The sequence below is a fragment of the Mesobacillus boroniphilus genome (genome assembly GCF_018424685.1).
GTDB lineage: Bacteria > Bacillota > Bacilli > Bacillales > Cytobacillaceae > Mesobacillus > Mesobacillus boroniphilus_A.
In genome coordinates this window covers 1931206-1947491 of the sequence record NZ_QTKX01000001.1, presented here as the reverse complement: position 1 = coordinate 1947491, position 16286 = coordinate 1931206, and the positions used below count along the sequence as shown (strand labels likewise).

Below are 16286 nucleotides of genomic sequence, written 5' to 3'. Positions count from 1 at the left end.
TCTGATGAACTGTCTATTTACGTATAACTTACAGTTGAGCGACCTGGATTTTTAGCGATTTCATTCCGCCAGGTGACAGTTTATGCTGAAATAACAGAGCAATAAGAAATGATGTTAAATCAAATGATTTTATTAGGCAAGGGATGAGGGGACAACATGGAATTTCATGGAACTGCAAAAGTTAACCGACTTGGACATTTGGAAATTGGCGGTGTTGATACAATCCAATTGGCTGAAAAATATGGAACCCCGCTGTATGTTTATGACGTTGCCTTGATCAGGGAACGGGCAAGAGCATTTAAAAGAACTTTCGAGACTGCCGGAATTACCGCGCAAGTAGCGTATGCGAGCAAAGCTTTTTCAACTGTAGCGATGGTGCAATTAGCTGCGGAGGAAAATCTTTCGCTTGATGTCGTTTCAGGCGGGGAGCTCTATACGGCGCTAGCTGCTGGCTTCCCTACAGGAAGAATCCATTTCCACGGCAACAATAAAAGCCGGGAAGAGCTGAAAATGGCTCTTGAGAACAATGTCGGCTGTATCGTAGTCGATAACTTTTATGAACTCGACATGCTGAAGGATATTTGCAAAGAGAAGAATACGGGAGTCCAAGTTTTATTACGAGTTACACCTGGTATTGAAGCACATACACATGATTATATTTTAACTGGCCAGGAAGATTCGAAATTCGGATTCGATTTACAGAACGGACAGGCTGATTCGGCAATGAAAATTTGCCTTGATGACAAGAATATCGAAGTTCTCGGACTGCACTGCCATATAGGTTCGCAAATTTTTGAAACAACAGGATTCATCCTCGCTGCTCAGAAAATTTTCGAAAAACTGCATCAATGGAAAAAGGACCTTTCATACGAATCCACAGTCCTGAACCTTGGCGGTGGTTTTGGGATTCGCTATACAGACGAAGATGATCCTATTCCAGCAGCTCAATATGTAGAGGAGATTATTGCTGAAGTGAAGAAGCAAGCTTCTCATTATTCGATGAAAATGCCGGAAATCTGGATCGAGCCAGGACGTTCCCTTGTTGGGGATGCAGGTACTACCCTTTACCGAATCGGTTCGAGAAAGGATGTTCCGAATGTCCGCCAGTACGTAGCTGTCGATGGAGGAATGAGTGACAATATTCGCCCGGCATTGTACCAGGCTAAATACGAAGCAGTTCTGGCAAACAGAGTGGAGGACAAACCTGAAGAGACAGTATCGATTGCCGGGAAGTGCTGTGAATCCGGAGATATGCTGATCTGGGACCTTCCGCTGCCAAAGTCTGGAGACCAGGATCTTCTAGCTGTTTTTTGCACAGGAGCCTACGGGTATTCAATGGCCAATAACTATAATCGACTTCCAAGGCCTGCGGTCGTTTTCCTGGAAGATTCAAAAGACACACTGGTGGTCCGCCGCGAAACATTCGAAGACATGGTAAAATTAGATCTTCCTTTAAAAGAAAAGGTGAAAAATTAAAGCTGCTCTCCCGCAGCTTTTTTTATCTGCTCTAATTGGTGTTATGTAAAATTGGCTAAAACCCTGGTCTTATTGTAGAATTACAGTTTGGGAGGGATTCCGGTTTGAAAAAGAACAACTGGCTGTTATTTGTGTTATTATTGTTGATGTCTGTTTTATGGGGAGCCTACTACTGGTTTTTTATCGTACCTGGACAATAGCTCGAGAAAAAGATTTGAAGTATCAGAACAGATTATGTATGATATTATCAATTCAATTAATATGAAGAAACATAAATCGCGTAAAAACATATATTATCAAAATGGTGTTTTAACATTTGATTTTTTGTCGCTTCCCATTTAAGGGAAGTTAAGGTTTAATTTGGATGAAAAATGGAAAAAATGGTTTTGTTATCATTCCATTATTACTGTCAAACCACAATGAGGGATATCTATGTTAATTCGATATAAAAAGGCATTTGAAAAGATTGCAATGGGATTGTTATCTTTCATGCCAAATGAAAAGGACCTGAAAAAACTTCAGCAGACGATGAGGAATTATGAAACAGATGATTCCTGGCAGTTGTTTTTATGGAAGGAAGGTGAGGATATCATCGGGCTATTGGGTGTTAACTTCACTGAAGATAAAATGATGCAGCTTTTACACATCTCAGTGAATCCATCTCACCGCCACCAGGGGGTTGGAAGGCGTATGGTCAATTCACTGCAGGAGATGTTTCCTGAATGGACAGCAGTTGCAAATGCTGAGACAGCATCCTTTTTTGAAAAGTGCAGCGAGGAAGACAATAGTGTAGAAGGCAGTGGATGTTAAATCCAACTGCCTTTTTATTTTTTCCTGTTTTTCTTTTCCTCGAGAGCCATCCGCCGGTCTGAAATGACATCGCTTCGATCGCGTGTTGAGTGCCGATGGACCAAATCAGGATTTTCCAGATTGCTGCTTGTTCCCCATGTAAAACCATTATGTCTGCACTCATCATAGCAAAGCCTTTTAAGCTCGGTATCGAATAGAGGCAGATTAAAGCTTGTGTAGGGAACCTTGTTAAGCAAGTTTTTCTTTCTATTAGTCAGTGTTTCAGTCAAAAGTTCATGATCGATTCCTAACCGGGCTGTTGCTTCCTTAGTATCTGAAAAGATCTCCACTGCTTTAGTTAAAGTCCTTATTGCTCCAGGGTAATTATTACGGCGATGGTGGTAATTTGAAACTGCCACAAGGATCAATGCTACCCAGATCGATTTTTTATTGCCAGGATCTGTTGCTTTCCAATATTCCTCCAAAATTTCATGGCATTCAAAATAATCCCTGTCCCCGTGGAAATGAGCGAGATATTGTATATAGGATGATGGAAATTTTGTCATGTAATAACCCCCAATCAAGTACCACTAGCTTAGCATATATTCGATACAATGATGAAACAAGAAGCGGATGAAAAGCAGCCTAACATAAAAATGCCCGGCTGGTGCCGGGCATTTTCGTCATTGTGCTTTCTATTGCCTTACCTTATAACCAGGCTGCCCCAACGATGATGAGCAAAATGAAAAGCACGACGATTAAAGCAAATCCTGCTCCGTATCCATAACCTTTTCCATCTGACATTTAACATTACCTCCTATTAGTGAAATAGCCTAATATACAATTTCAGCATATGCAGGAACGAGGAGAAGGGTTTGGGCGGATGCTTGTTTTTTTAAGGAAATCCTTGATATTTATACTTATAAAATAGTGATGGATAACATGAAGTTTATCTACTATACTTATATAATGATGCAGTTCATTATAGGAATTTTGGTGGGAAATAATGCAATATAACGTAAAAATCGAGGCCTTTGAGGGTCCATTAGATTTACTTCTGCACTTGATCAATCGTTTGGAGATTGATATCTATGATATACCAGTTGCGGAAATAACTGAACAATATTTAATGTATATCCATGCGATGAAGGAATTGCAGCTCGACCTCGCAAGTGAATATCTTGTAATGGCAGCGACGCTGTTAGCAATCAAAAGCAAGATGCTCCTTCCTAAGCATGAGGAAGAACTGGAAGATGAATTTGAGTTTGATCATGAAGGGGATCCGCGAAATGAACTCGTGGAGAGATTGATTGAATATAAGAAGTTCAAAGAGGCAGCCAGTGACCTGAAATCACTGGAGGAGGAACGGGGACTCATGTATACCAAACCTCCAAGTGACCTAACGGAATATGCCCATGAAGTTAAAAGTGAAAATGCTAATCTGGATATTTCTTTGTATGACATGCTTGGTGCATTTCAAAAGCTTTTAAGAAGGAAAAAGTTACAAAGGCCAATATCGACCAAAATCGCCCGTCAGGAAATTTCCATTGAAAAAAGAATGGACGAGGTCCTAAGCTTCCTGAAAGAAAGCGGCACAAGGAAAAAGTTCTATGACTTGTTTCCTGAATCTGACCGTGAGCATATTGTCGTTACTTTTCTGGCAATCCTTGAGCTCATTAAACGGAAAGAAATCGACGTCGAACAGGAACGGAACTTTGCTGAAATATATATGACAGCCAGAAAGGAGTAAAAGCGTGGGAATTGTGAAATGGAAAGGGATATTGGAGAGCCTTCTTTTTGCGGCTGGTGATGAAGGGTTGAGCCTGAAGCAGATCACAGCTGTGCTTGAAGTGGATGAAATCCAGGCAAATGAAATTGTTACTGAACTCAAGCAGGATTATGAAAGTGACGAAAACCGAGGTATAACAATCGTACACCTGGCTGGAGTATACCAGCTGGCTACGAAAAAAGAGCATGCTGATTATTTAAAAAAGCTTGTCGAATCACCAGGGACCGCGCATCTGTCGCAAGCAGCACTTGAGACTTTGGCGATTGTAGCTTATAAGCAGCCAATTACAAGGGCTGAAATCGAAGAAATCCGTGGAGTGAAAACAGAAAGGCCGCTTTATACGCTGTCTTCAAGGGCTCTGATTAAAGAAGTTGGAAGAGCAGAAGGAACAGGACGGGCCATTTTATATGGAACGACAAAAGAATTTCTTGATTATTTCGGTTTGAAAAGTATAAGCGAACTGCCTCCGCTTCCGGATCATATAGAGGATGACGAATTGCAGGATGATGCGGATTTATTCTTTGAGAAATTTCAGGAAACAATGGAAACAGATCAATAGCTTTTGTGCACAAAGTTTGGAATTTATGATAAAATCAAAATAATTATTTAGGAAATGCTTTAATGACGAATGCTGGGCTGCTGGCTTCTAATGCAAAAGCATTTTCTTTCTATACTTTATAAGAAAGTACATATTTTTTGGATAAAGATTAGTGTCTAGCTCCAGCGCCCAGCCCCTCGAGTCGCTTCGGTCCTGCCAGTGAAGTCAAAGAGCGACTTCACTGGTCGGCTCTCCGTGGCACACGATGTGCTAGACCCGCCAGCCACAGGACAAGGAAGGCTTCGAAGCGATTCATCGCACGACCGAAAGCGATAGCTTTTGGGAGGACGTGGCACTTTCAGGGGGCAGCGCTTGTCGGGGCTGGTCAAGGTGCCTGCGCTTTTCTTATAATGATTTAAGAATGAATGTCCAACGGGAGGAATACCATGCTTATAAAGCAATGTATTGGTTATGAACTTGAAAAAGAAAAATCAAACACCTCGGAGGATTTTTTCAACCGGAGCGAAGTGACTTTTGTGGAAGATGGCAAGGAGAAAACCCTGCATGTCCTATATGTCAGGTATTTTGATGAGTTGGCTGGAAGCATCACTCCATTTGAACAGGATCCAATCTTCAAGGCCAGAAGTAAGGAAGTATATATGAGGGATTTGGTAGCACTTGCTGCGTTATTGAAAAATCCGGGATATCGCCATCGTAAAAGGGTATATATAAATGAACAGAGAGAGTTCGCGGATATTTTCAAAGGACTGGATTATAGCAAGATTCCTGGAATTTATGAAGGCATCGAGCAACAAGGCAGCTTTGAAGTGCGCTCTCCCTTGGATTATATTGTCCAGCCGGTATAAGGCAAGGCTCTTTTCGTAAACTTTGTTGTCTTTACTTATATTTTCATTGGATTCTTGGTTGCCGGTATCTACCCAAAAGGGGACCGAATTCCAGGATGGAATCAATCGTTAGGACCATTCGGGCTATAATTATCGAAAAAAGATATGGTTAAAATCCATTGGGGGTGTCAGTTTGGGGAATACAATAGTTAAAACACAAATCGAGGAAGTAAGGGAATTCCTGGCAGACACAGTAGTCAAGCTGGAGAACTACCTGAATAAAACAACCCTTGAAGAACTAAAACAAGGGCAGCAAGCAGACGAAGAATACTATAAAACGATTCTCTCAAGTCTTCGGAAGCTGGCAGTTTACTGTGAAGAAGGATTTGATGCCTGCAAGGTGATCCTTCAGGCAGAGGTTTTTTCAAAACCGGCAGCTGAAAAAACATTATACCGGATCTACTATCAATGCATCGAAGAGTTCTTCTCACCTAAAAGTGATGCATGGTATGAAGACAGCAGGGCTGCTTATACAGGAAAAAATGCAATAAAGTTCAGACAACCAGTGTCCATTGGAGTAATCGAACTGATGGTGAGTCTTGAAAGCGGCTTTCAAAGAATCCGGGAAGAGCTGGAATATTACGAGACAGATTACCGTACAAAAATGCTCCAATCCAGATAATGTATATCAGGGAACAGCTATTAATAGCTGTTCCTTTTTTATGTACTATTCTTCCAGTTGGAGGCCCCAGATTAGGGCAAGTATATCCAGTGCACCCCTGCTCTTCTTCTCCTTTTTGTGTCATAACACGCCTTGTCCCGCATAAACTTGTACAAACTGCCAAAGGAGACGAGGGTCTGTCAATGAAAAGGATTTGGATGAAATTATTGTTAATTGCCACTCTGTTGATATACAGCATTCCTCAAACAGCGCAGGCTTCTGTTTCAGTAAGTGCCCGAAGCGCTATTTTGATAGAACAGGAATCTGGCAGGGTGTTATTTGAAAAAGATGCGCACAGAGTAAGCAGGATTGCCAGTATTACTAAGATTATGACGGCCATCCTTGCGATAGAATCTGGCAAATTGGATGAAGCCGTGAAAGTGAGCAAGAAGGCTGTCCGTGCTGAAGGATCTTCAATATACTTGAAGCCAGGAGAAAAGATCAGGCTTGAGGATCTGGTGTATGGTTTGATGCTTAGGTCGGGTAATGATGCTGCTGTCGCGATTGCGGAACATGTTGGTGGCAGTCTGGAAGGATTCGCTTACTTGATGAACGAAAAAGCGCAGCAAATCGGCATGGAAAATACTCATTTTGCCAATCCACACGGGTTGGATGACCATGAAGACCATGTTTCCACTGCTTATGACATGGCTCTTCTGACACGCTATGCAATGGGAAATGAGACTTATAAAAAGATTTCAGGAACAAAGATTCACAGGGCCCCTAATCCGACAGAATCATGGGACAGGGTATGGAAAAATAAAAACAGGCTCCTGACAGAGAAGTATAAGTATAGCACCGGTGGAAAGACCGGTTATACAAAACGGGCGAAGAGAACTTTAGTCTCAACAGCAAAAAAGGATGATTTTGACTTAATCGCAGTCACACTTAATGCGCCTGACGATTGGAATGACCATATCCAGATGTTTGAAACGGCATTCTCAAATTATGATATTACCGAGATTCTTTCCAAAGGAAAAGTGAAAGGAATAAAGGATTCGCATTATAAAGATAAAGTTTATTTAGACCATTCCTTTGTGTACCCGCTAACTTCAGAAGAAGAAGACATGGTCAAAGTTGAATATAGATTGAAAAAGGCGGCACCCAACGATGAGGATATTCGAAATTCTATCGCTGGCAAGGTAAATGTCTATTTAGATGATATGCAGATCGCGAGTTTGCCTGTCTATTACAAAATTGAGGAAAAAGAGAAAAACTCATTCTTCGATTTTTTTAAGAATATCTTTACCTCAATAGCAGGAGTCAAGGATCATGGTTAACTATATCTGGGTGGTCATGATTTTAATTGGACTTGGCTTTGCAATGGTGAATGGCACAATGGCTGAGGTGAACGAAGCTGTTTTTAACGGTGCGAAGGAAGCGATCACACTTAGTATTGGCTTGATCAGCATCCTGGTTTTCTGGCTTGGCATGATGAGGATCGCGGAGGATTCTGGTCTGTTATCGAAGCTTTCCACTTTATTTAAGCCATTGATTTCAAAGTTGTTCCCTGAAGTTCCTTCCAATCATCCAGCGATGGGGTACATACTGTCAAACATGATTGCGAACATGTTCGGGCTTGGGAATGCAGCTACTCCACTTGGAATCAAAGCAATGGAAGAATTGAAAGAGCTGAACGATGGGAAAAACGAAGCGAGTCGCTCGATGATCACTTTCCTTGCGATCAATACAGCGAGCATCACACTCATTCCAACCACTGTTATCGCGATAAGGATGAATTATAACTCAGCCAATCCAACAGATATAGTGGGGCCGACTCTTGTGGCAACGGCTGTCTCTGCTGTTGCAGCGATATTAATTGACCGTTTCTTTTATTATAGAAGAAGCAAAAAGGGGTAAATCCAAATGGAAATTGTATCTGCCATATCACTATGGTTCATTCCTGTCATGATTGCCTTTATCCTGATTTATGGTACCTATAAAAAAGTCCCCACATATGAAAGTTTTGTAGAAGGCGGTAAGGAAGGAATCAAAATGGCCGTTTCGATCATGCCATTTCTGGTAGGGATGATGGTAGCCATTGCGGTTTTTCGGGCATCGGGTGCACTTGACGTCATGGTGGACTGGCTCCGTCCCGGTTTGGAGATGGTAGGGATCCCTGCTGAAATTGTCCCTCTAGCGCTGATCAGGCCAATCTCAGGGACAGCCGCGCTCGGAATTACGAGTGACCTAATTGGGGTACACGGGCCTGACTCTTTTATTGGTACACTCGCTGCCACACTTCAAGGAAGCACCGACACAACGTTTTATGTGCTTACCGTATATTTCGGCGCTGTCGGGATTAAAAAAATGGGAGACGCACTCAAAGTCGGACTTCTTGCCGATGCAGTAGCCATCATTACGGCAATAATCGTCGTTACATTCATGTTCTGACAAGAAAAGCACAGGAACATGGTCAGCATAGGCTAGCAAAGATGTTTGCAAGAACTCAAAGTGAATTTTCATACTTCCTATCATAAAAAGAAGATACCTTCTGTGGGTATCTTCTTTGTTTTTTATTAAAACCGAAAATCAACAGCCTAATTTAACATAGTCTAATTTTTAATAATATATATTAAAAACCTATCAGTTCAGTATTCGTAAACTAATCAATTATTAGTATAAAATAATAATGTAACAGGATTACAGAACCACCCTTTGTTAAAAAACAATTAACTCTCCTTATTTATTTTTCACTTTTTACACCATTGCTTACTTTGAAAACAGCGAGAGTTATGTCATAATTCATAAGGATGGATTAGATATTGATATTAACCATAGTTAATTGATATTAAATAGGAGTGACCTTCATGGAAAGACTGCAAAAAGTTATAGCTCATGCAGGAATAGCATCGAGAAGAAAAGCCGAGGAAATGATCCTCGAAGGAAGAGTCAAGGTAAATGGAAGTGTTGTCAAAGAACTTGGCCGCAAGGTGACCTCATCCGACAGAGTCGAAGTGGATGGAGTTCAGATTGAAGGGGAAGAACCGGTATATTTCTTGTTCTATAAACCCCGAGGTGTTATTTCAAGTGTACAGGATGATAAGGGGCGCAAAGTGGTTACGGACTTTTTCCAGACAATTCAACAGCGCATCTATCCTGTAGGGCGGCTTGATTATGATACATCTGGTCTGCTTTTGCTGACGAACGATGGAGAATTCGCAAACTTGCTCATGCATCCAAGCAATGAAATTGATAAGGTGTATGTGGCAAAGGTAAAAGGAATCCCTTCAAAGGAAAAGCTGACTAGCCTGGCTCGAGGCGTCATGCTCGAAGATGGAAAAACTGCACCTGCTAGAACCAAATTGCTGAGTGTCGATAAAAAGAAGGACACGGCAATTGTCGAAATCACGATCCATGAGGGACGGAATAGACAGGTCAGAAGAATGTTCGACGCAATTGGGCACCCTGTATTGAAACTGAAAAGGGAAAAGTACGGATTTCTGACGCTGAATGGATTAAGGACTGGGGAAATCAGGGAGCTTACACATCACGAGGTTAAACAGCTCCGTGTACTTGCAATGAAAAAATCGTAGACTTTACAAAATAGTTATATTTGAAATGATATAATGAGAGAGAAATACGGTAGGAGGTTTAGGGGATGAAAAAGAAACGTCTGGTAACCCGGACTATTATTCTTGCCATAATGGCTTTGGCAGTTGGATATACGCTGTATGCCAACATGAATAAGGATAAAAACCAGAAGATAGAAATTGGAAAACCGGCCCCTGATTTTGTCCTTGTCGATATGGAGGGCAACAAGCACCGGCTTTCTGAATACAAAGGGCAAGGTGTTTTCCTGAACTTTTGGGCGACATGGTGCAAGCCATGCGAGAGAGAAATGCCTTATATTGAAAATCAGTACCAGCAGTTCAAGGATAAAGGTGTACAGGTTCTTGCAGTTAACTCAAGTGAATCAAAACTTGTTATAAATAAGTTTGTCGAACGCAAGGGGTTGAATTTCCCTGTTATGATTGATGATGGACAAGTCCAGGCAGCATATGGTATTAACCCGCTGCCAATCACTTTTTTGATAGATAAAGAAGGGAATGTGGTTAAGAGCCATACCGGGGAATTAAATGAAGAAACAGTCCGTGATTTCATGGAACAGATAAAACCTTAAAAAGTAAGGGGAACAGGGAGTTTTTACTATGAACGAAGTAAAATGTGAGTGCGGCCATATAAATCCGCAGGGAACGATCCTATGTGAATCTTGCGGAAGAATGCTCGAAGAAAAAGAGAATGAGAAGCAGCTAGTTGATATGCGCTATGAAGGAAGTGCGCGCCGTTCACAAACTTATAACAAGACGATCATCGATAAAATCTGGAATTTCTTTTCATCGGTAAAAGTTGGGGTATGGCTGATTGTCATCCTCTTGATCGCATCCTCTTTAGGTACGATTTTCCCACAGGAAATGTATATCCCGCCAGTAATGCCTGCATGGGAATATTATGAAGAGAAATACGGATGGCCAGGGAAGCTTTATTATGACCTTGGTTTCCACAACCTTTACAGTTCCTGGTGGTACTTGCTTTTAATTGCTGCCCTTGGTATATCACTCGTTATCGCGAGCCTTGACAGGGTGGTTCCGTTATACAGATCTTTGAAAAACCAGAGAGTATCAAGACATGAAAGCTTTTTGAAGCGCCAGAGAATGTTCGGTATGTCAGATGCTGTATTAACAGATGAAGCAGCAGGGAAAATCAAAGAAAATTTAACGAAAAAACGGTATAAGCTACGTGAGGAAAATGGTGATATCCTTGCGGAAAAAAATCGTTTTTCAAGATGGGGCCCATATGTGAACCATCTTGGCCTGATCATTTTTTTGATTGGAGGCATGCTTAGGTTCGTACCTGGTATGTATGTGGACGAAATCCTGTGGCTTAGGGAAGGTGAAACAAAAGCAATCCCTGGTACAGAAGGCCGCTATTACCTTGAAAACAATCAATTTATCTTTGAGGTTTATGATAAAGATAAAGATGAGGAAGTCTTCCAGGATGCAATAAACAAAGCTGGCACGGTCGTTAAAAACTATCAAACTGACGCTACTTTATACCAGAGACAGGGAGAAATTATCCCGGGTGAAAAACCTGAACTAGAAAAGATTCGTGACCAGGCTATCCAGGTAAACAAGCCTCTTAAAATTGATGGCTTTGCCTTGTACCAGGTCGATTACAAGCTTGATGAAATGAGCAAAATGGCTTTTAAACTAGAAAATAAAGAAACAGGGGATCAGTTTGGCGATGTGACTGTAGACTTATATGACCCAGAAATGAAGTACGATTTAGGCAATGGGTACAAAGTCGAAGTGATGAGCTATTTCCCTGATTTTGAGTTCAATGATGATGGTGAACCAGCAACAAAATCACGGATTCCCAATAACCCTGCTTTTATTTTCAAAATGTACTCTCCAGAGAATACAGAAGGTGAAGTCAGTTTCGTAGCCATCAGGCAAAATCTCGAGCCATTGGGTGAAAATGATTACAAGATGACATTCGCAGGGATAGAAACGAAGAATGTTACTGCTCTGACTGTCAGAAAAGATCACACTCTTTGGATCATTGGGCTTGGCGGATTAATATTCATGATTGGTGTAATTCAGGGGGCATATTGGAATCATCGACGTGTATGGATAAGAAGAGTAAATAACCAGGTATGGACTGCCGCTCATACAAATAAAAACTGGCATGGTTTAAAAAGAGAGCTTGAAGAAGTCTTTTCCGATTCTGGAGTAGCTCCGGAAGACCAGGCGGCAGAAGAAAAGAAGGAGTAAGGAGGGAAAATAATGGTTGAGTTGAGTTCTAACTTTCTGTTTGCAGCATTTATCCTCTATCTAGTCGGTATTTTGTTTTTCGGGGGAGCTATTAAGGATAAAAGGCATGCTGACAAAAAAAATGCCCCAAACAAATGGGCAAAAATTGGAATTGTTGTAACGATTGCGGGTTTCCTTTCCCAGTTAACATTTTTTATTTTAAGATGGATTGCTTCCGGACACGCGCCGGTCAGCAACCTGTTCGAATTCACGACATTCTTCGGCATGTCATTGGTAGGAGCATTTATCATCAGTTATTTTATGTATAAAACTCCGTTGCTGGGATTGTTCACTTTACCGGTAGCTGCTTTGATCATTGCCTATGGAAGCATGTTCCCAAGGGAAGTTACACCATTGATTCCGGCACTTCAAAGTTACTGGCTCCATATTCACGTTACGACTACAGCAATCGGACAAGCAATCCTGGCAATCAGTTTTGCTGCAGGTCTGATTTATCTTGTAAGAAGTGTTGACCAGACGAAGAAAAGCAAAAGTACATTATGGCTTGAGGTTGTTTTGTTTGGTTTGATCAGTACGCTGGGCTTCGTGTTTGTCTCGAGTTTCTTCGCGGCAACAGATTATACAGCAAACTTCAACTATATCAATAAAGATGGGCAGCCTGCGACGGAGGAGTATACAATTCCTGCGATAGTAGGTCCTCATCAGTATGAGTTGACTGACAAAGAACGGTTTGAACCATTGTTCGAGACCCCTGCCATCATCAGTGCCAAGAAATTGAATACTGTTATTTGGTCGCTCGCGGCGGGTATAGTATTATATGTGTTATTAAGAGTTATCCTGCGAAAGCGTGTAGCCGCTGCATTGCAGCCATGGACAAAAAATATCAATATGGATTTAGTTGACGAGATCGGCTATCGTTCCGTATTAATCGGCTTCCCGGTATTTACGCTTGGCGGGCTGATTTTTGCAATGATTTGGGCCCAGATTGCCTGGACCCGCTTCTGGGGATGGGATCCGAAGGAAGTATGGGCACTAATTACCTGGCTTTTCTATGCTGCTTTCCTGCATTTGCGCCTTTCAAAAGGATGGCATGGCGAAAGATCCGCATGGCTTGCGGTAATTGGTTTTATCATTATCATGTTTAACCTTGTAGCAGTTAACCTTGTTATTGCTGGCTTGCATTCTTATGCAGGTTCTTAAAATGTGTCAAATTTATGACTGCCTTCACTGCCTCAAGTGAAGGCCTTTTTTAAAAAATCGTGGAAAGAAGACTCGGCTTTATGTAAAATAATCGCAGGGAGGGATATACCTTATGGAAAAAGACGTGAAGATTTTAGTAGTGGATGATGAAGAAAGAATCAGACGATTATTGAAGATGTATCTTGAGAGAGAGAACTATATAATTGATGAAGCGGAAGACGGAAATGAAGCGCTGGCGAAGTCGCTTGCAAACGATTACGACGTCATCCTTCTTGATTTGATGATGCCTGGGAAAGACGGGATCGAGGTTTGCCGTGACCTTCGTGAAAAGAAGTCAACACCTGTTATCATGCTTACCGCGAAAGGTGAGGAAGTGAACAGGGTACAAGGGTTTGAGGTAGGTACTGATGATTATATCGTCAAACCGTTCAGCCCTCGTGAAGTTGTCCTGAGAGTCAAAGCGATGCTGCGCCGTTCTTCGAGCACAAGTTATCTGCAGACAGAGACGACTGCTAAAGATGTGATTGTTTTCCCTCATTTAACCATTGATAATGATGCCCATAGGGTTTTGGCAGATGGAAAAGAAGTCAGCCTGACGCCTAAGGAATATGAGCTGCTTTACTTCCTTGCGAAAGCACCTGATAAAGTTTTTGACCGTGAGCAATTATTGAAAGAAGTTTGGCATTATGAATTTTTCGGCGATTTGCGAACCGTTGATACACATGTTAAAAGATTGCGAGAGAAGCTGAATAAAGTGTCTGAACAGGCTGCGAAGATGATTGTTACAGTCTGGGGGGTTGGCTACAAGTTTGAGGTAGTCAATGAATGATGTTTTGGCGCAGTGTAGTAGGTAAGCTTTGGATTACCATCCTTTTGCTGGTTTCATTTGTGTTGTTTATACTGACAGTCATGTTGATGGAGTTTTTTGAAAACTATCACATTAATGAAACCAGGAAAGGAATGACCAATACTGCAGAGAAAATAGCCAGGGTTCTGGAAGACCATCCTGGCCAGGAGGAACAATTAGGTCTTGAGATTGCATGGGAAATGGTTGATGATGACTCCAGAGTAACAGTCATTAAAGATGAAAATACTTATTTTTATTCACCTGGTGGAGAAGACACGACGCATGTACCGATTTCATTTTTCATGAACAATCGGGATCTTTCTGCGGTTTTTAAGAAGGACAAAACTGTAGATATCATCACTCCCCTGCCAGGCATTTCAAACGAGGTTGATGATACTCAATATTTAATGATCGGTGTTCCACTTCAACAGTTTGAGCAAGGGAACGGGGCCGTCTTTATTTATCAGTCGCTTGAAGTAATGGAAGAGACAATCAGGCTGACGACCAAGTTCATTTTGCTCGCAGCAGGCGTTGCAATAGTACTTACGACAATCTTTGCTTTCTTCCTGTCTACCAGGATTACTTCTCCTTTGCGAAAAATGAGGGAGGCCGCCTTTGAAGTCGCCAGAGGAAAGTTTGATACAAAGGTACCAATCCTTACTCATGATGAAATAGGGGAATTAGCAACCGCCTTCAATCAGATGGGCAGGCAATTGAAATTCAATATGAATGCTCTAAGTCAGGAAAAAGAACAGCTGACAAGCATTCTGAGCAGTATGGCAGATGGCGTTATCACATTCAACCGTGATGGCACAATCCTGATTACTAATCCACCTGCGGAAGTATTCCTGAGATATTGGTACTATGAACAGGGTCTGGCTTCAGAGAATACAGATGCCGTCCCGTCTGAAGTCATGGAGTTGTTCCAGCTGGCAGTCAATACGGAGAAAGAGCAGGTTGGGGAGATTACTGCCCAGGGAAGGACCTGGGTAATCATCGTCAGCCCGCTTTATAATAAAAGATTCATCCGCGGAGCTGTTGCCGTAGTCCGGGATATGACCGAGGAACGAAAGCTCGACAAAATGAGGGAAGATTTCATCGCCAATGTTTCACACGAATTAAGGACGCCGATTTCAATGATGCAAGGGTATAGTGAAGCAATCGTCGATGACATCGCTCAAACGGATGAAGAGAAAAAAGAAATGGCCAAAGTCATTTACGATGAATCACTCCGAATGGGCCGCCTTGTTAATGAACTTCTTGACTTAGCCCGTATGGAAGCTGGTCATATTCTTCTAAACGTTGAATCCGTTGAGATTAATCCATATGTAAATCGGATTATCCGTAAATTCCATGGTTTGGCGAAGGAAAAGGGCATTGAGTTATCTGTCCAGTTTGATTCAGAGGAACGGGATTTTCGTTTTGATCCAGACCGCATCGAACAGGTGCTTACCAACCTAATCGATAATGCAATCAGGCATGTTCCCGATTCGGCATCCGTCGTTATTAGCGGAAGGACCAATGAAAAAGGCTTATATTTCGAGGTAAGTGACCAGGGCCCTGGTATTCCCGAGGAAGACTTGCCATTCTTGTTCGAGAGGTTCTATAAGGGCGATAAATCCAGGACTCGCGGAGTGTCTGGCACTGGCCTTGGATTAGCTATTGCCAAGAATATTATCGACGCACATCGAGGGAATATTTCGGTAAAAAGCAAACTCGGACAAGGTACGACATTTTCCTTTTTCATCCCTCGAAATATTGAATAACTTGCCGACTATTCTTGATTCACAAGGAACATTGAATGTTTCCAGAGAGAGGCTGTGCCAAAATGCTATCATTTTTGGACAGCCTCTTTTCTATTTGCCTATTAAAGTTATAACGGACAGAAATCATGAAAACCAGAGGAAAAGTGTCCGTCATCATAGTCATGACGGACAGAAATCATGAGAACCAGAGGGAAAGTGTCCGTCATCATGGTCTGATGGACAGAAATCATGAAAACCAGAGGAAAAGTGTCCGTCATCATGGTCATGACGGACAGGAATCATGAGAACCAGGGGGAAAGTGTCCGTCATCATGGTCATAACGGACAGAAATAATGAAAACCAGAGGAAAAGTGTCCGTCATCATGGTCATGACGGACAGAAATCATGAGAACCAGGGGGAAAGTGTCCGTCATTAATCCATCCCCCTCTTTTTACGCCTGGAGCTTGAGCGAATATTTTGTCCTCGAAAATTCCTTCCATTTCCATTCTAAAAATAATATAGTTAATATGAAACTTTTATTAATTTTTTACGACTAATCTT

The 16286-nt window shown here is 41.8% G+C and carries 17 protein-coding genes; 15 read left to right on the top strand and 2 right to left on the bottom strand.

Annotated elements, in window-relative coordinates; translation table 11 throughout:
* Positions 1 to 156 precede the first annotated feature (156 nt).
* On the top strand, positions 157 to 1476 hold the full coding sequence (gene lysA / locus DYI25_RS09975; protein ID WP_213368355.1) for a diaminopimelate decarboxylase: 1320 nt from the start codon (positions 157 to 159) through the stop codon (positions 1474 to 1476).
* Positions 1477 to 1908: 432 nt separating this feature from the next.
* Entirely contained in the window at positions 1909 to 2286 is a 378-nt protein-coding gene (locus tag DYI25_RS09970; protein ID WP_213368354.1) for a GNAT family N-acetyltransferase, read from the top strand.
* Positions 2287 to 2300: 14 nt separating this feature from the next.
* Here the strand turns inward: DYI25_RS09970 and DYI25_RS09965 are convergent, their stop codons facing one another.
* Both DYI25_RS09965 and DYI25_RS09960 read right to left on the bottom strand, forming a co-directional pair.
* On the bottom strand, positions 2301 to 2831 hold the full coding sequence (locus DYI25_RS09965; protein ID WP_213368353.1) for a DUF309 domain-containing protein: 531 nt from the start codon (positions 2829 to 2831) through the stop codon (positions 2301 to 2303).
* A 142-nt stretch (positions 2832 to 2973) separates the two neighbouring features.
* Positions 2974 to 3069, bottom strand: coding sequence for a YjcZ family sporulation protein (locus DYI25_RS09960; RefSeq protein WP_079509612.1), 96 nt, complete (start codon positions 3067 to 3069; stop codon positions 2974 to 2976).
* A gap of 202 nt (positions 3070 to 3271) precedes the next feature.
* Between DYI25_RS09960 and DYI25_RS09955 the strand changes: the two genes are divergently transcribed.
* The 13 genes from DYI25_RS09955 to DYI25_RS09895 all read left to right on the top strand — a co-directional run bounded on the left by DYI25_RS09955 (position 3272) and on the right by DYI25_RS09895 (position 15745).
* Complete coding sequence (locus tag DYI25_RS09955) at positions 3272 to 4015, top strand: segregation/condensation protein A (protein ID WP_213368352.1); 744 nt, start codon at positions 3272 to 3274, stop codon at positions 4013 to 4015.
* A 4-nt stretch (positions 4016 to 4019) separates the two neighbouring features.
* Positions 4020 to 4613 carry an SMC-Scp complex subunit ScpB gene (scpB, locus tag DYI25_RS09950; RefSeq protein ID WP_213368351.1) on the top strand — a complete coding sequence of 198 codons (594 nt, stop codon included), beginning with the start codon at positions 4020 to 4022 and terminating at the stop codon, positions 4611 to 4613.
* A gap of 425 nt (positions 4614 to 5038) precedes the next feature.
* Positions 5039 to 5458, top strand: a complete 420-nt coding sequence (locus tag DYI25_RS09945; protein WP_213368350.1) for a hypothetical protein — start codon at positions 5039 to 5041, stop codon at positions 5456 to 5458.
* Positions 5459 to 5630: 172 nt separating this feature from the next.
* Positions 5631 to 6119, top strand: a complete 489-nt coding sequence (locus DYI25_RS09940) for a DUF3907 family protein (RefSeq protein ID WP_213368348.1) — start codon at positions 5631 to 5633, stop codon at positions 6117 to 6119.
* 182 nt (positions 6120 to 6301) lie between these two features.
* Positions 6302 to 7438: a D-alanyl-D-alanine carboxypeptidase family protein gene (locus DYI25_RS09935; RefSeq protein WP_213368346.1), complete on the top strand. Its 1137-nt coding sequence runs from the start codon at positions 6302 to 6304 to the stop codon at positions 7436 to 7438.
* Complete coding sequence (locus tag DYI25_RS09930; RefSeq protein WP_213368344.1) at positions 7431 to 8018, top strand: nucleoside recognition domain-containing protein; 588 nt, start codon at positions 7431 to 7433, stop codon at positions 8016 to 8018. The genes DYI25_RS09935 and DYI25_RS09930 overlap by 8 nt, the downstream gene beginning before the upstream one ends.
* A 6-nt stretch (positions 8019 to 8024) precedes the next feature.
* Complete coding sequence (locus DYI25_RS09925) at positions 8025 to 8552, top strand: spore maturation protein (protein ID WP_213368342.1); 528 nt, start codon at positions 8025 to 8027, stop codon at positions 8550 to 8552.
* Positions 8553 to 8968: 416 nt separating this feature from the next.
* Positions 8969 to 9694, top strand: a complete 726-nt coding sequence (rluB, locus tag DYI25_RS09920; protein WP_213368340.1) for a 23S rRNA pseudouridine(2605) synthase RluB — start codon at positions 8969 to 8971, stop codon at positions 9692 to 9694.
* 65 nt (positions 9695 to 9759) lie between these two features.
* A complete protein-coding gene (gene resA / locus DYI25_RS09915) occupies positions 9760 to 10281 on the top strand; it encodes a thiol-disulfide oxidoreductase ResA (protein WP_213368338.1) in 522 nt (173 codons plus the stop codon).
* A 28-nt stretch (positions 10282 to 10309) separates the two neighbouring features.
* The gene (gene resB / locus DYI25_RS09910; RefSeq protein WP_213368336.1) at positions 10310 to 11932 is read left to right on the top strand and encodes a cytochrome c biogenesis protein ResB; all 1623 of its coding nucleotides are present in this window, start codon (positions 10310 to 10312) and stop codon (positions 11930 to 11932) included.
* A gap of 12 nt (positions 11933 to 11944) precedes the next feature.
* Positions 11945 to 13132 (top strand): c-type cytochrome biogenesis protein CcsB, encoded by a 1188-nt coding sequence (gene ccsB / locus DYI25_RS09905; RefSeq protein WP_213368335.1) that lies wholly within the window; start codon positions 11945 to 11947, stop codon positions 13130 to 13132.
* A gap of 112 nt (positions 13133 to 13244) precedes the next feature.
* Positions 13245 to 13961 (top strand): response regulator transcription factor, encoded by a 717-nt coding sequence (locus DYI25_RS09900; protein ID WP_041965633.1) that lies wholly within the window; start codon positions 13245 to 13247, stop codon positions 13959 to 13961.
* Positions 13958 to 15745 (top strand): ATP-binding protein, encoded by a 1788-nt coding sequence (locus DYI25_RS09895; protein WP_213368334.1) that lies wholly within the window; start codon positions 13958 to 13960, stop codon positions 15743 to 15745. The genes DYI25_RS09900 and DYI25_RS09895 overlap by 4 nt, the downstream gene beginning before the upstream one ends.
* Positions 15746 to 16286 lie beyond the last annotated feature (541 nt).